Source organism: Accumulibacter sp., assembly GCF_029255145.1.
Taxonomy (GTDB): Bacteria; Pseudomonadota; Gammaproteobacteria; order Burkholderiales; family Rhodocyclaceae; genus Accumulibacter.
In genome coordinates, this window is record NZ_JAPUVQ010000032.1 from 1 (window position 1) to 15,574 (window position 15,574).

At 66.4% G+C, this 15,574-nt stretch carries 10 protein-coding genes and 2 pseudogenes; 6 read left to right on the plus strand and 6 right to left on the minus strand.

Translation table 11 applies throughout. The features are described 5' to 3' along the window. Nucleotides 1-185 precede the first annotated feature (185 nt). The 3 genes from Q1L50_RS03565 to Q1L50_RS03575 are packed head-to-tail and all read left to right on the plus strand — an operon-like array spanning nucleotide 186 to nucleotide 3,029. Nucleotides 186-1,088 (plus strand): ROK family protein, encoded by a 903-nt coding sequence (locus tag Q1L50_RS03565; RefSeq protein ID WP_300335960.1) that lies wholly within the window; start codon nucleotides 186-188, stop codon nucleotides 1,086-1,088. A gap of 8 nt (nucleotides 1,089-1,096) precedes the next feature. Next, nucleotides 1,097-1,795 (plus strand): MOSC domain-containing protein, encoded by a 699-nt coding sequence (locus Q1L50_RS03570; RefSeq protein ID WP_300335961.1) that lies wholly within the window; start codon nucleotides 1,097-1,099, stop codon nucleotides 1,793-1,795. Between the two features lie 22 nt (nucleotides 1,796-1,817). Then, a complete protein-coding gene (locus Q1L50_RS03575) occupies nucleotides 1,818-3,029 on the plus strand; it encodes an MFS transporter (protein WP_300335963.1) in 1,212 nt (403 codons plus the stop codon). A gap of 39 nt (nucleotides 3,030-3,068) precedes the next feature. Here Q1L50_RS03575 and Q1L50_RS03580 read toward each other — a convergent pair whose 3' ends face one another. The 3 genes from Q1L50_RS03580 to leuA form a co-directional block, all read right to left on the minus strand. Beyond that, entirely contained in the window at nucleotides 3,069-4,307 is a 1,239-nt protein-coding gene (locus tag Q1L50_RS03580; RefSeq protein ID WP_300335964.1) for a hypothetical protein, read from the minus strand. Nucleotides 4,308-4,410: 103 nt separating this feature from the next. Continuing rightward, the gene (locus Q1L50_RS03585; RefSeq protein ID WP_300335965.1) at nucleotides 4,411-5,994 is read right to left on the minus strand and encodes an exopolyphosphatase; all 1,584 of its coding nucleotides are present in this window, start codon (nucleotides 5,992-5,994) and stop codon (nucleotides 4,411-4,413) included. A 287-nt stretch (nucleotides 5,995-6,281) separates the two neighbouring features. After that, on the minus strand, nucleotides 6,282-8,006 hold the full coding sequence (gene leuA / locus Q1L50_RS03590; protein ID WP_300335966.1) for a 2-isopropylmalate synthase: 1,725 nt from the start codon (nucleotides 8,004-8,006) through the stop codon (nucleotides 6,282-6,284). A 171-nt stretch (nucleotides 8,007-8,177) separates the two neighbouring features. Here leuA and Q1L50_RS03595 point away from each other — a divergent pair, with 171 nt between their 5' ends. Both Q1L50_RS03595 and Q1L50_RS03600 read left to right on the plus strand, forming a co-directional pair. Next, complete coding sequence (locus Q1L50_RS03595) at nucleotides 8,178-8,654, plus strand: Lrp/AsnC family transcriptional regulator (RefSeq protein ID WP_300335967.1); 477 nt, start codon at nucleotides 8,178-8,180, stop codon at nucleotides 8,652-8,654. Between the two features lie 115 nt (nucleotides 8,655-8,769). Beyond that, nucleotides 8,770-9,009, plus strand: coding sequence for a hypothetical protein (locus Q1L50_RS03600; RefSeq protein WP_300335968.1), 240 nt, complete (start codon nucleotides 8,770-8,772; stop codon nucleotides 9,007-9,009). 80 nt (nucleotides 9,010-9,089) lie between these two features. Here the strand turns inward: Q1L50_RS03600 and Q1L50_RS03605 are convergent. Then, nucleotides 9,090-10,148, minus strand: a pseudogene (locus Q1L50_RS03605) (Glu/Leu/Phe/Val dehydrogenase dimerization domain-containing protein). A 130-nt stretch (nucleotides 10,149-10,278) separates the two neighbouring features. Next, nucleotides 10,279-13,881 carry an indolepyruvate ferredoxin oxidoreductase family protein gene (locus tag Q1L50_RS03610; protein ID WP_300335969.1) on the minus strand — a complete coding sequence of 1,201 codons (3,603 nt, stop codon included), beginning with the start codon at nucleotides 13,879-13,881 and terminating at the stop codon, nucleotides 10,279-10,281. Nucleotides 13,882-14,047: 166 nt separating this feature from the next. On the opposite strand from Q1L50_RS03610, the pseudogene Q1L50_RS03615 reads away from it, so the two are divergent. Beyond that, nucleotides 14,048-14,886: pseudogene (locus Q1L50_RS03615) on the plus strand (LysR substrate-binding domain-containing protein). A gap of 74 nt (nucleotides 14,887-14,960) precedes the next feature. Here Q1L50_RS03615 and Q1L50_RS03620 read toward each other — a convergent pair. After that, nucleotides 14,961-15,371: a VOC family protein gene (locus Q1L50_RS03620; RefSeq protein WP_300335971.1), complete on the minus strand. Its 411-nt coding sequence runs from the start codon at nucleotides 15,369-15,371 to the stop codon at nucleotides 14,961-14,963. Nucleotides 15,372-15,574 lie beyond the last annotated feature (203 nt).

Here is a 15,574-nt window from a genome sequence, read left to right on the forward strand (position 1 = left end):
GCCGCGCTCCTCGAGGAACTCACCCTGCAAGATTTCCCGCATCCGGAAACCGGGGCAAGAATGACCTTCGCCCTCGTCTAAAGTGCCAACCGGGTTTCCTCCGAGATCAGGAAATCTGAACTTAAACTGAGTTGATATTTGTCTTGACTATGGGGACCACTTTACTAATCAGGTTGAGAAATAACATGTTCCGTATCGGAATCGACCTTGGCGGCACTAAGATCGAACTGCTGGCCCTCGGCAACGAGGGCGAGGTACTGCTTCGCCGGCGCTGCGCGACGCCGCAGGGCGATTATCATGGCACGCTGAGGGCGCTCGGCGGGCTCGTCGAAGCCGCCGAGCAGGTACTAGGCCGCAAGGGCACTGTCGGCGTCGGCATGCCAGGCGCCGAATCCGCTGCCGGCGGCCGGATCAAGAACGCCAACTCGACCTGCCTGAACGGACGGCCGCTGCGCGACGACCTGCAGGCGCTGCTGCAGCGCGAAGTGCGGCTGGCCAACGATGCCAACTGCTTTGCCCTTTCAGAAGCCATCGACGGCGCTGGCAAGGACACCGAAGTGGTCTTCGGGGTAATCCTCGGCACCGGCGTTGGCGGCGGCATCGTCGTTGGTCAACGCGTCCTGGCCGGGGTGAACCACATTGCCGGCGAGTGGGGCCACAACCCGCTGCCGCTGCCGGGCGAGGAAACCCTGCCACCCCCGCGTTGCTACTGCGGGCGCTCCGGTTGCGTCGAAACCTGGCTTTCTGGCCCGGGGCTCGGCGCCGACCACTTGCGCCATGGGGGCGAGGCGCTCGGCGCCGAGGCGATCTGCACCCGCGCCAGCGCTGGCGATCAGGCTTGTGAGCAGACGCTGCGGCGCTACGAACGGCGGCTGGCCAAGGCGCTGGCGCAGGTGGTCAATATCCTCGACCCGGGGGTGATCGTGCTCGGCGGTGGCCTGTCGAACATCGAACGGCTGTATGATGCCGTGCCGCGGCTGTGGGCGGCGGCGATCTTTTCGGACACCATCCGGACCCGCCTGATGCGCAACGTCCATGGTGATTCGTCGGGTGTCCGCGGCGCGGCCTGGCTGTGGAACGATAGGTGAGGAGTGACGTGGCAGAGGTTCTGTTGTTCTCCGGCGGGCTGACGCGGATAGCCGACCAGGGTCAATCGACCGGGATCTGGAAGTGCGCCGTCGCCGGTCCCGTCCGCCTCGGCTGCGAGGGTCTGGCCGGCGACGTCCAGGCCGATCGCCGGGTGCATGGCGGTATCGACAAGGCGCTCCATCAGTACGCCGCTGAGAACTATCGACGTCTCGCCGAGGCCTTTCCGGCGATCGCCGCGCAACTGCTGCCGGGCAGCATTGGCGAGAATGTCTCGGCTGGCGGATTCGACGAGGACAGCGTTTGTATCGGCGACGTCTTCCGCCTCGGCAGGGCCAGGCTGCAGGTCAGTCAGCCGCGCAGCCCGTGCTGGAAGATCGATCATCGCTACGCCACCGACGGCGTTGCCAGATTGATCGGCGAGCAGGGTCTGACCGGCTGGTACTATCGCGTTCTCGACGGCGCCGTGGTTTGCAGCGGCGATCCGCTGGAAATGATCGACCGCCTTCCAGGTGCCGTTTCGCTGGCCGGACTGTGGCAGGTGTGGCGCCAGCACCGGCCCGATCCGGCGACGCTCGAACGCTTGTCCGCGACGCCGGGCCTGAATACCGGCTGGCAGAAGAAACTGCTCGATCGCGTGCGCTGGCTGCGCGCCAATGGCGATCGATCGGCGCCGGTCGACGCGACGTTCCACTCCCGCCCGCGCTGAGCGAACGGACGCTGCGCGAGCCATGCTCTGGCTGAGACTCTTCCTGCCGTTCGCCGGCGGCTATTTCCTCTCTTACCTCTACCGCACGGCGAACGCCGTGATCGGTCCGGTCCTGACCAGCGAACTGGCCCTTGGCGCCGGCAGCCTGGGGCTGCTGACCAGCGCCTATTTTCTGTCCTTCGCCGCGGCGCAGCTGCCGCTGGGGATGCTGCTCGACCGCTTCGGCGCTCGCCGCGTCGAGTCCGGGCTGCTGTTGATTGCCGCCGCCGGCGCGGCGACCTTCGCCCTGGGCACCAGCATCGGCGAGCTGGCGATCGCCCGCGGGCTGATCGGACTGGGCGTGTCGGCGTGCCTGATGGCCGCTTTCAAGGCCTTTTCCCTGTGGTTCCCGCTGGAACGGCAGGCGTCGCTGACCGGCTGGATCATGACCTCTGGCGGGCTCGGCGCGCTGGCCGCGACCGCGCCGCTGGAAGCTGCCCTGCAGCACGCCGGCTGGCGCGAGATCTTCCTGGTGCTCGCCGCGATGACCCTGGCGGTGGCGATCTGGCTGTTCGTCAGCGTTCCCGAGCGCGCCAGCGGTGCCGACCCCGAGCCGCTGGCGGTGCAGTGGGCCGGGGTCAGGGAAGTCTTCGGCAGCAGGCACTTCTGGCGTTACGCGCCGCTCGGTCTGGCGATGACCGGCGGCTTCCTGGCGGTCCAGAGCCTGTGGTCGGTTTCCTGGCTGATGCAGGTCAACGGCCATACGCGCGCAATCGCCGCCGAGCACCTGGCGGCGATGAGCGTGGCGATGCTCGTCGCCTATGTTCTGATCGGCCTGCTGGCCACCGGACTGGCCCGCCGCGGGCTCGCCCCGGTGACCCTGATGGCCACCGGACTTGGCCTGTCGTTGCTGATGCTGGCAGTGATCGCCAGCGAGGCGTGGTCGCAGACGGGCATGCTGTGGGTCGCCTACGGGACTTTTTCGAGCTTCGGCACGCTGGCTTTTTCGCTGACCGCAGCCGGCTTTCCGGTGGCCCTGTCGGGACGCGCGACGACCGCCTTCAACCTGATGGTCTTCGTCGGCGCTTTTGCCGCTCAATGGGGGCTCGGTCTGCTGATCGACCTGCTGCAGGCGCAGGGGCAGACCGCCGCAGCGGCGCACCGTCACACCTTTCTGACCCTGCTCGCGGTACAGTTGCTCGCCTACGCGTGGTTCCTGGTTGGCGGGCCCCGCCGGCGCCCCGCGCCAGGCTGAGTCAGAGGGGCCTGCGTGCGGACAGCCGCCGGCCGGCGCTCAACGGTACAGCGGCAGGGCGTCCAGGCGACCCTCGATCTCGGTCATCAGCCGCCGATAGGCAGCGCTGCCGGTACCGCCGTAGCGACGCTTGAACTCGGCTTCCGAAAGGTACTCCGGCAAGCCGGCCAACGACGGCGCCACGTCGGCGTCGCCGAGGCCGGAGCGCAGGGCGTGCTGCAGGCGTGGCGAGTCGGCAGCGACGAGTTCGCCGAAGCGTGTGCCGGCCCGGTCAGCGGCCAGATCGCCGAACGAGAAGCCGCTGCCGCCACGCGAGTCGTCGATCTCCTTGTACACGCCGATCGCGTTCGCCGCGGGTTCGCCAGCCCAGGCCGCCAGCGCGGCCGAAATGGCAAAGTGCTGGGCGCTGTCGGAACGGCCCATGAGCGTCAGATTGACCTGGCGCGGGCGCGGCCACCCGCTCGCTTGCGGCAGCAGCGTGCTCAAACTCCTTTCCGACAGATACGCGGCCAGGACCAGCAAGGCCGCGCGATCCTGCGCCGGCGCGTGCTCGGCGGAGCGGGCCAGCAGTGGCGCCAGGATGGTGGCCAAGGGGACGTGCGATCGCGGCGGGTAGCTTTCGAGCAGGCTCACCAGCGAGCGCTGGGCGGCTTCGATGCGGACCATCTGTGGCGGGGAAAAGACCATCGCGCGGGCACGATCGAGCAGCCCGGGGTCCCAGACGTAACTGACCACGACCATGCCGCTGGGCGAGGCGAACAGCAGCCGGCGAAAGGCCTGTCGCGCGAGTCGCCAGTCGCCGTCAAGGCCGCTGTGGTCGATCGCCGAGGCGATCAGCCACTCGGCCAGAGCGGAGGGGATCGGCAGCGCGCCGATCGACGCCGAAGCGACTCGCGGCAGGCCGTCCACGGTCTTCAGGAGCATCCGCAGGTTCAGATAGCGTGGCCCGGGCACTCCCGGCGCGGCGACGCTGAAGCTGACTTCGGCGGCGTCGTGGACCAGGACGAAAGCACCACGCCCCCGCAGGTTGCGGCTGGCCAGATGGTTGAGCGCTTCGTCGATCAAGGTGGCCGGGATCAGCGCCGTCCGTTCGTCGCCGCGACGCAGCTGCCGTGGGTCGTTGCGGGCCAGCAAACCTCGTGCTTCGGCGACCGACGCCGGCGAGATCGTCGCCTCGCGACTGACCAGCGGCGCCGCCTGCAGAGCGGCCGCCACGAGCAGCGCCGCTGCCAGCAGCGGCACCAGCAAGAGCGCCAGGAGCGAGGCCAGAAAGCGCATCAGCGATGCGCCACCAGTGCCGACTCGTGGCGAATCGCTGCTGCTGCGCCGGCCGCGGGAAAGCCGTCGCCGGGCGGGCCAGTGCCGTCAGCGGGGCTGGTGCTCACGGTACCTGAGCCGCTGACGCCGCGCTCGCCGCAGGCGCTGCCGTCGGCGCTGGGTGCTCGCTGTTCTCAGTGCAGCGCAAGCGCAGTGCGAAACCCGCTTTGCGCAGCAGCCGGGCCTCGATCTGCAGGTCGGCGCGGGTCAGCGGATGCTCATCGAGCCAGCTCTGCGGGAAGTGCAGCACGATCCGCCGCCGGTCGACACGCAGCGCGATCGCCGGCAGCGGCTCGCTGCTGCGCCCGCGGTGCAGGACCACCGCCAGGCGCAGGAGAACACACAAACGCGGCGCCAGCCTGGCCCACTCCTTGGGCAGATGGGCAAAGGCCCTGGCCGGAAAAGCGCGGCGCTGGCGCCGGACCAGCGCCGCCAGCAGCAGCTGGTCGTCGCGCGAGTAGCCGGGCAGATCGGAATGTTCGAGCACGTAGGCGCCGTGTTTGTGATGCCGGTCGTGAGTCAGCAGCAGGCCGACCTCGTGCAGGCGTGCGGCGCGGCCGAGAACCTCGGCCGCGTCGCTGCCGGGCAAGTGCCATGGCACGCGCACCTGCCGCAGCAGCGCCAGCGCGGTCGCGCTGACCCTGGCGGCCTGCGCCTGGTCGAGGCTGAAGCGCGTGATGACGTCGGCGATGGTCCGGTCGCGTACGTCTTCGTGGCGGATACGGCCCAGCAGGTCGTAGATCAGGCCCTCGCGCAGGGCACCTTCCGAGACCTGCAGGTGGTCGATGGCGAGTGCCTCGCAGAGACCGTGCAGGACCACGAAGCCGCCGATGAAAACGCGTGCCCGCGCCGGGTCGAGCTGCCAGCGGCTGGCGATCGCCGCCGTGTCGCGCACCTCGAGCAACGCCGCGCGTAGTCGCCGCAGCCCTTCCAGAGTGATTCCCTCGCGGCTCCAGCCCTCGCTGATCAGCACGTCCTGGATCGCCTTGATCGACCCGGAAGCGCCGGTCGCCACCTCCCAGCCGCGCGCCAGGTACTCCGCGCGTACCGGTTCGAGGTTCAGCTGCACCAGCAGCTCGGCTTCGCGCAGGCGGCTGGCGGTCACCCGCCCATCGCCGAAACAGGCGCGGCTCATGCTGACGCAACCCATCCGCAGGCTTGCCAGATGCAGCGGGTCGAACTTCTCGCCGATGATCAGCTCGGTGCTGCCGCCACCGATGTCGATCACCAGCCGTTGACCAGTGACGTCACCGACGCTGTGCGCGACGCCCAGATAGATCAGGCGCGCTTCTTCCTGGCCGCGGACGATCTCGACCTTGTGTCCCAGCACCTGTTCGGCGCGGGCCACGAACTCGGCGCTGTTGCGCGCCTGCCGCAGCGTGTTGGTGCCGACAATACGCAGCTGCTCGGCCGGGATCTGTCGCAGTCTCTGGCCGAAGCGCGCCAGGCAATCAAGCGCGCGCTGTTGCGACTCTGCGGACAGCCGGTTGCGGCTGTCGAGACCGGCAGCCAGCTGCACCATCTCGCGCAGTCGGTCGAGCACCTGCACCTGGCCGTTCGCCAGGCGGGCGACGATCATGTGAAAACTGTTCGAGCCGAGGTCGATTGCCGCCACGAAATCGGCAGACACGTCGGGATTTTTCACCATGGTCGAATGCACTCCTCAAACGATGGGCTGCGGGACGGTCTCCTGCCGCGGCAGGCGCGGCAGCGGGAAGCCGGTGCTGCGCGCGTCAGGCCACGATAGACCAGGGGCTCGCGCGACGCCGTGAAATCGCTCACGTTGCGCGAGCAGCGAGCGCCAAGACAGGCGGAGTATCCCTGTCGCCGCCGCCGTCGTCAATTGTCGAATGACCGGCCAGAGGATGCCCGGGGGACCGGAAAGACGGCAAGGGGTGGGGTGGCGCCGGCCAACCGACGCCCCCGAGCTGACCGCTACGCCGCCTGTTTTTGCGGAGTGGCAACCTGAACGCTTGACTGCATTCGGTTGATGCCATTGATCAGGGCTCCGATCGAGGCGGTCACGATGTTGGCGTCCACTCCGGCACCGTAGAACTCGCCGGCTCGGCCGCCGGCAGAGGCGCCGACTCCGGCAGCCGCGGCGACTTCAACGAAGGCGCAGGCCCTGGCGTTGCCACCTTCAGCGCTGGGACTCATCGCGCGCTCTTCGTAGCTGCGCACCTGGACGCCGATGCCGACACTCTGGAGAGCGTGTACCGCCGCGTCGATCGGGCCGTTACCGGCGCCGCTGAGCAAATGGGGAACGCCATCGATGTCCACACCGAGCCGGATCCCCTGCCCGTCGCCGTGCTCGAACAGGTGGTGTTCGCGGTAGTGAATCGGCGCCGCGGTATCGAGATAGGTGGCCGAGAACAGTTGCCAGATCGCGGCGGCACTCATCTCGCCACCGTGCCGGTCGACGTGTTGCTGGACGACGCCCGAGAACTCGACCTGCAGGCGGCGCGGCATGACCACCCCGTACTCGGTTTCCAGCAGATAGGCGATGCCGCCCTTGCCCGACTGGCTGTTGACCCGGATCACCGAGTCGTAGCTGCGGCCGACGTCGGCCGGATCGATCGGCAGGTAGGGCACGTTCCAGAACGTGTCGGTCGGCTCGACGGCAAAGCCCTTCTTGATCGCGTCCTGATGCGAACCCGAAAACGCCGTGAACACCAGGTCGCCGACGTACGGATGGCGCGGATGGATCGGCAACTGGCTGCAATGCTCGAAAGTGCGCGCGACCGCGTTGATGTCCGAGAAATCGAGCCCGGGCGCGACGCCCTGGGTGTACAGGTTGAGCGCCAGCGTCACCAGATCCACGTTGCCGGTCCGCTCGCCGTTGCCGAACAGGCAGCCCTCGACGCGCTCAGCGCCGGCCATCAAGGCGAGTTCGGCGGCGGCGACGGCGGTGCCGCGGTCATTGTGCGGGTGCAGGCTGATGATCACGCTGTCGCGCCGGTCGAGATGGCGGTGCATCCATTCGATCTGGTCGGCGTAGATGTTCGGCGTCGCGACCTCGACGGTGGTCGGCAGATTGAGGATGACCTTGTCCTCGCGCGTCGCGCCCCACGCCTCGGTCACCGCATTGCACACCTCGAGCGCAAAGTCGAGTTCGGTGGCGGTGAAGGTTTCCGGGCTGTATTCGAGTGTCCACTCGGTCTCCGGCGCCGCCGCGGCGAGTTGTCTGATCAAGCGGACCGCCGACACCGCCATGTCGACCACTTCGGCCCGGCTCATGCCGAAGACGGTGTCGCGGAAAGGCTTCGAAGTGGCGTTGTAGACATGCACGATCGCCTGCCGGGCACCCTTGAGCGATTCCATCGTCCGCCGGATCAGGTGCTCGCGCGCCTGCGTCAGCACCTCGATGCGGACGTCGTCGGGAATGTGATTGCCCTCGATCAGGCCGCGAACGAAGTCGAAGTCGGTCTGCGAAGCGGACGGGAAAGCGACCTCGATCTCCTTGAAGCCGATCCCGCAGAGCATGCGAAACATGCGCATCTTGCGTTCGACGTTCATCGGCTCGAACAGCGACTGGTTGCCGTCGCGCAGATCGGTGCTCATCCAGGTCGGCGGTTGAGTGATACGGCGGCTGGGCCACTGGCGGTCGGCAAGGTCGACCGGCGGGAATGAACGGTACTTGGTGGCGGGGTTGGGCAACATGTTCGCGGCTCCTCGGCTTCAAATGATCAATCGATGAGCGCCATGGTAATCAAAACCGGCCCGCAGGTGCTTGCGTTTTGTGCTCTGCCATTGGCCAATGTAGCAATAAAATTGCTATTTTATAAACAGCTGTAAAGTAGTATTGCCGTTTATCGGAAATTTCCCTAGATCATGCAGCTCGACCGCTACGACTGGCAGATTCTGCGTGTCCTTCAGGACGATGGCCGAATCAGCAACCAGGACCTCGCCGACCGCATCGGCCTGTCGCCATCTCCCTGCCTGCGCCGGGTACGCGCGCTCGAGGAATCGGGGCTGATCGCCGGTTACCGCGCACTGCTCGACGCCAGGAAGCTCGGTCTGTCGCTGATGGCGCTGATCCACATCTCGATGGACCGCCACACGCCCGAGCGCTTCACCGGTTTCGATGCCGCCATCGCCGAGATCCCGGAACTCCTCGAATGCCTGCTGATCACCGGGCAGGACGCCGACTACCAGCTCAAGGTCGTGGTCAAGGACATGGACGCCTACCAGGAGCTCCTGCTGGATCGCATCACCCGCATCCCCGGTGTTACCGGCGTCCATTCGAGCTTCGTCTTGCGCCGGGTAGTCGACCGGACGGCACTGCCGCTTTCGGGCCCGGCGACTTGAGGGCAACGGCCCGCACTGCGCCCTTGACCTGGCGGACTAGGCGTCGTCGCCCGTGCCAGGGCAGTGGCCGGCTCTTGGTTACTGGAGGCCGCCGCCGGCCGCCTGGGAGGCGACGATGGCGCGTTGTCCTGACCCGGGTCGCCGTCGTGATCTTGACGCCCCGCTCTTCACCCCGGAAAATCACTGGGGCGGAACTCTCGCGCTGATCGGCGTACCTGCTTTTTTCGTTCCTGCGCTGGCTGCAGACCAGGCGGCGGCGATTGATTTCGCGGCGACGAGCGGCTGTCGCAACTGTCACACCATCGACAAGAAGCTGGTTGGTTTCGCCTCCGCAGAGCAACTGACGCTCAGGTAAGCGCTGCCGCTCGGTCCACCCTCCGGAAGCCGGCCGTAACAGCGAAGTGAGCGTAACGAGCAGGGCGCGCGCTGCCAAGCTCAGCGGCGGAAACATTCTTCGGCGATCGCATCCGCGACCTCGCCGGTCGGGCGTTCTTCCTGGCGCGCGCTCGAGGATCTCCAGCAGGTTGTCGTAGATGGCATCGATGTAATGCAGCAGGGCAGTACGGTCGAAGCCGATGCGCTCGTGATAGATGTCGATGATGCCGCCGGCGTTGATCACGTAGTCCGGCGCGTACAGGATGCCGCGGTGCATCAGTTGGACGCCGTGCCGCGCTTCGGCCAGCTGGTTGTTCGCCGCGCCGGCGACGATCTGCGCCTTGAGCTGCGGAATCGTCTGGTCATTGAGCACCGCCCCCAGCGCACAGGGCGCGAACACCTCCACGGCTTGCGCGTCAGTCGCGTCGGCGGGAACGACCGTGGCGGCTAGTTCATTGCGGGCGCGATCGAGCTGTTCGGGGTGGATGTCGGCCACCCACAGCCTGGCGCCGGCCGCACGCAGCTGGGACGTCAGATCGAAACCGACATTGCCGATACCCTGTATGGCAACGCGCAGGCCGTCCAGCGAATCGCGACCGAGCTTATCCTTCACCGCGGCACGGATGCCGACAAAGGTGCGGTAGGCGGAGGCCGGCGAGGGGTCGCCGCTACGCATCCCGACGTCGCTCTGCTTGTCCTCGATGCCGGCGATATGCGGCGTGATCTGGTGCATCAACTTCATGTCGGCGACAGTAGTCCCGGAATCCTCGGCGGCGATGTAGCGGCCGTTGAGCCGGTCGATCGCGCGTGCCAGCGCCTGTAGCAGCAGCGGCGTTTTGTCGGTGCGCGGATTGCCGATCACCACCGCTTTGCCGCCGCCCAGTTTGAGCCTGGCCATCGCCGATTTCTAGTCATCCCGCGCGACAGACGCAGCACGTCGCGCAGCACGTCGCGCACCGCGTGCTCTTCGCTGGCATACGACCACATCCGGCAACCGCCGAGCGCCGGGCCGAGGTTTGAATTGTGAACGGCGATGATTGCCTTAAAGCCGCTCTTGTCGTCACTGCAGAAGACCACTTGTTCGTGGTCGGCGAAATCGCTCAGTGAAAATACCGCCATCGCTGTCTCCTTTTGGGTCATCGAGGGTGTGCCGGGCCAGTCGCCGCCGCTGGTGGCGGTGGCGACCGAGCAGTCACCGGTTTTGGTGTCGCGCGCGCAGCGCCTTAGCTTGATCCGGGACGTCGGCGACTCAGCCAGGAATTACCGCAATCGTCTTGCGCGGGCGCGCTTGCCCGCTGGCCGCGGGCGCTTCCATGTTTCGGAAGGCCGCCAGCAGCAGGGCCTCGCGCTGTTTGGCCGAGGCGTGGTAGCGCTCGCGTACGTGACCGAAGCCACGGATCTGCTCGGGCAGGCTGGCCAGCTCGACGGCAGCTTCATGGTTGGCGGGGTCCAATCCGGCAATGATCTCGGCCACCGTCGCCTCGTAGTCGGCAATCAGCTGCCGGTCCAGGCGGCGCTCGGCGCTGCGCGCGAAAGGATCGAGCGCGCCGCCACGCAGCAGCTTGAAGCGCGTCAGCAGACGCAGCGCCTTGAGCATCCATGGACCGTAGCTGCGCTTCACCAGGTGGCCGTTGGCGTCCTTCCTGGCAAGCAGCGGCGGCGCCATGTGGAAGACCAGCCGGTAGTCGCCGTCGAAGCTCTCCTCGACACGCTTGAGGAAATCGCCATCGGTGTACAGCCGCGCGACTTCGTACTCGTCCTTGTACGCCAGCAGCTTGTAATAGCCGCGTGCCACGGCTTCGCTGAGCAGCGTGATGCCCGGCGCCACGGCGTCTTCGGCCTGGCGCACGCGCGCCACCAGGCGCGCGTAGCGCTCGGCGTAGGCGGCGTTCTGATAGTCGGTGAGTTGCGCCGTACGGCGGGATATGATTTCGTCGACGCTGGTGGACAGCTGATGGTGCGCCGGCAAGCCGCTTTTCGGCCGGGCTGCTTCGATTACCGCTGCCGGATCGACCGCCGTGCGGCGACCCCACTGGAACGCCGCCTTGTTTCCGGCGACGGCAGTGCCATTGATCTCGATGGCGCGCATGATCGCGGCCATGCCGAGCGGCACCAGTCCCTGCTGCCAGGCGTAACCGAGCATGAACAGGTTGGTGGCGATCGAGTCCCCCAGCAATTCGGTGGCCAATCGGGATGCATCGAGGAATTCGACGCGATCTTCGCCGACCGCTTCGACAATTTGCTGTTCCATCGAGCGGCCAGGGAAGATCGGGTCCGGGTTGGCCTGGACGTTGCCGGAGCGCGCCTGCGCGGCAAAGCCGCGCACGAACTCGCTGGTGTTGGTCTGGTCGCGGTTGATCACCACGCGGGTGAGTCCCAGGCTCATCTTGGCCAGCGATTCGTCGCTGGCGGCCACCACCAGATCGCAACCAATGACCGCGTTGGCCTCGCCAGCGGCCACCCGCGCCGCGTAGAGTTGCTCCTGGCGGTCGGCGATACGTACGTGCGACCAGACCGCGCCGCCCTTCTGCGCCAGACCGGCCATGTCGAGCACCGAAATGCCCTTGCCTTCGAGGTGCGCCGCCATCCCCAGCAGGGCGCCGATGGTGACCACGCCGGTGCCGCCGACGCCGGTGATCAGCAGGCCCCACGGCGTGCTGGTGGTGGGCAGGACAGGCGTTGGCAGGCGGTCAAAGGCGTCGCCGCCGGCCTGCGTCGCCTTGCCCTTGCGCAGCTGGCCGCCCTCGATGGTGACGAAGCTCGGGCAGAAACCCTTGATGCACGAGTAGTCCTTGTTGCACGACGACTGGTCGATCGCCCGCTTGCGGCCAAACTCGGTGTCCACCGCCACCACCGACATGCAGTTGGATTTGTCGCTGCAGTCACCACAGCCTTCGCACACGCGGTCGTTGATCACCACCCGCCTGGCCGGGTCCGGGAAGGTGCCGCGCTTGCGCCGGCGGCGCTTTTCCGCGGCGCAGGTCTGGTCGTAGATCAGCGCCGAGACGCCCGCCACCTCGCGCAACTCGCGCTGCACGTCGTCGAGTTCGTCGCGGTGCCGGATCGGCACGCCGTCCGGCAGGCCGGAACGCTCGTAGGCGCGGCCGGTGCCGTCATTGACCACGACGATCTTCTGCACGCCTTCGGCCGCCAGTTGGCGGGCGATGATCGGCACCGACAGATTGCCGTCGTGCGGCTGGCCACCGGTCATCGCCACGGCGTCGTTGTAGAGGATCTTGTAGGTGATGTTCACCCGCGCCGCGACCGCCGCCCGGATCGCCAGAATCCCCGAGTGCATGTAGGTGCCGTCGCCGACGTTGGCAAACACGTGGCGGGTGCTGGTGAAGGGCGACTGGCCGATCCAGGGAGCACCTTCGCCGCCCATCTGGCAAAAGGTCGAGGTCGATTCCGGAGACAGCCAGGTGGCCATGTAGTGACAGCCGATGCCGGCCAGCGCGCGCGACCCCTGCGGCACCTTGGTCGAAGTGTTGTGCGGGCAACCCGAGCAATAGTGGGGCACTCGCTGCAGCGTCAGGCGCGGCTTGGCCAGCGCCGCTTCCTTGGCTTCGAGAAAGGCCAGGCGGGTCTTGATGCGCTCCGAGGTGTAGAAGCGTGCGATGCGGGCGGCGATCACCCGCGCGATCATCGCCGGCGTCAGCTCGCCGGCCGACGGCAGCAGCCACTCGGCGTGCGGCAGAGCCCATTCGCCGGTTTCGTCGAACTTGCCGATCACCCGCGGACGCACCGATTCGCGCCAGTTGTAGAGTTCTTCCTTGATCTGGTATTCAAGAAACTGGCGTTTCTCCTCGACCACCAGAATCTCGTCCAGGCCATCGGCGAAGGCCCGTACGCCTTCGGCTTCGAGCGGCCACACCATGCCGATCTTGTACACCCGCAGACCGATCTCGGCGGCGACACGGTCGTCGATGCCGAGGTCCTCCAGCGCTTGACGGACGTCCAGATAGCTCTTGCCGCTAGTGATGATTCCGAGCCTGGCGTCCGGGCTGTCGATGACTATCCTGTTGAGGCCGTTGGCGCGGCAATAGGCGAGCGCGGCGTAGAGCTTGTGATGCAGCAGGCGTTCCTCCTGCACCAGCGGCGGGTCGGGCCAGCGCAGGTTCAGGCCGGCAGCCGGCAGCTGAAAGTCAGTCGGGACGACGGTGCGCACGGCGAAGGGATCGACGTTGACCGACGCCGACGTTTCGACGGTGTCGGTCAGCGCCTTGAAGGCCACCCAGCAACCCGAATAGCGCGACAGCGCAAAGCCGTGCAGGCCGTATTCGAGATAGTCCTGGATCCCTGCCGGGGCGAGCACCGGCATCATCAGCGCCTTGAACACGTGTTCGGTCTGATGCGGCAGGGTGGACGACTTTGCCGCGTGGTCGTCGCCGGCGATCACCAGCACGCCGCCGTGCCTCGAAGTGCCCGCGGCGTTCGCGTGGCGGAAGACGTCACCGCTGCGGTCGACCCCCGGACCCTTGCCGTACCAGATCGAAAAGACGCCATCGTAGGTGGCGTTCGGGTCCAGGTTGACCTGCTGCGTGCCCCACACGGCGGTCGCCGCGAGGTCTTCGTTGAGACCGGGCTGAAAGCGGATGTGCTGCGGTTGCAGGTACCTGGCGGCTTTCCAGTATTCCTGGTCGACGCTGCCCAGCGGTGAGCCACGGTAACCGGAGACGAAGCCGGCGGTGTTCAGTCCCGCGGCCTGATCGCGCATGCGCTGCATCATCGGCAGGCGGACCAGAGCCTGAATACCGGTCATGTAGGCGTATCCCGTAGTCAGGGTGTACTTGTCTTCGAGGCTCGAGTTGCGCAGCACGGCCGTGCCGGCGTCGGGGTGGGGCTGTTCCATGACGTGTCTCCTTGTAGGTGCTATTTTTCGTGCATGGTACAAACGCTATCTGCTATCGTAAATTCACAAATATACTCTTCAGGTATTCGAAAAACAGATGACCAAGGACGTCTCGCTCAGGCAAATGCGCTACTTCGCCGCCGCCGCTGAAACCGGTTAGTTCTCGATGGCGGCGGCCAAGTTGTCCGTGTCGCAATCGGCGATCGCCAACGCAATCCTGCTGTTGGAGGGCCGACTCGGTGTAAAGTTGTTCGAACGCCATCCTTACGGCGTCTCGCTGACCGCCGAGGGGCACAGCTTTCACCAGCACGCCCGGCATATTCTCGATTCGCTTCAGGACGCCTTGCGCGAACCGCGATTTCGCGCCAGTCACCTCGATGGCAGCATCCGTATCGCCGCCAGCTACACCGTCCCCGGCTGCTTTCTGCCGCCACTGCTGGCCCGCTTTCGCGCCAACTATCCGGCCGTCGATCTCGATCTGCACGACATGACCCGGCGCGACATCGAGTGGGAGGTGGCAAGCGGTTCGCTTTAGCTGGGCGTCGCGATCCTCTCCAACGTCGAGGCGCCCGAACGATTCGGGCACCACGTGCTGATGCACTCACGACGCCAGTTGTGGGCTGTGCGGCCGGTCACCCGGTGCTGCGCACGCCGTACCCGTCGCTGGCGGACATTGCAGCGCATCCCTACATTCTGCTGACGGTAGACGAAGGCGAGGAGTCCAACCGCCGCTACTGGGTCGAGCGCGGCATCAGGCCGTCGATCGCCTTCCGCACCAATGGTATGGAAGCCTTGCGCGGCCTGGTGGCGCACGGTTTTGGGGTGAGCATCCTGGCCGACATGGTGTATCGGCCGTGGTCGCTGGAAGGAAAGAAAATCGAGGCGCGGCCGATTGTCGATGTGCTTCCCTGCATGGAGGTCGGCATGCTCTGGAAGCAGGGCGCCGAACTCGCCGCGCCCCCCGAGGCCTTGCCGCAGTTCCTCATTCAGGTCTGCGGTAGCTGACAACCGCGACGAAACCGACCTCGCGGCCTTGCCCGGCCGCGCAAGCGGTAGCGGCCAGGTACCAACTGGACCGCTCAAGGAGCGACGTTGACCATCCACGGCACGCCGAACCGGTCCACGAGCATGCCAAAGGCTGGCGACCAGAAGGTCTTTGCCAACGGCATCATGACCTGACCGCCGTTGGCAAGTGCGCCGAAATACTGTTCCGCCTCGGCCACGTCGGCCGCCGGAATGGATAGCGAAAAACCCTGGAAGGCGGGCGATCCGGAACACCGCCCATCCGACGCCATGAGCAGTGTTTCACCAATCCGAAAAGCCGCGTGCATTACCTTTTCCGGGTCTTGCCCGGGATCACAGCCCGGGGACGGCTGCTCGGGGCTGTCTTTGTAGCGCATCAGCATCTCGACTTCGGCGCCGAGCGCTTGCTTGTAGAAGTCGATTGCTTCCTCGCATCGTCCCTCGAAAGTCAGGTAGATTTGGATCATGGTCGCACCTCCATCTGTTGGACTACAGGCCGGGAAACCGGACGATGCCATCGATAGTATAGGTGCCCGTAAAGAGGGGTCTAGCAGCCTGTCGGACTTTCCCGGCGCCAGATCCATATATGATATAATCATGCCTCTTCGAACCATCGAGTCGTCGCATGTCAAACTTTATCGTCGCTGACCGCCAGACGGCCTATCTGCTA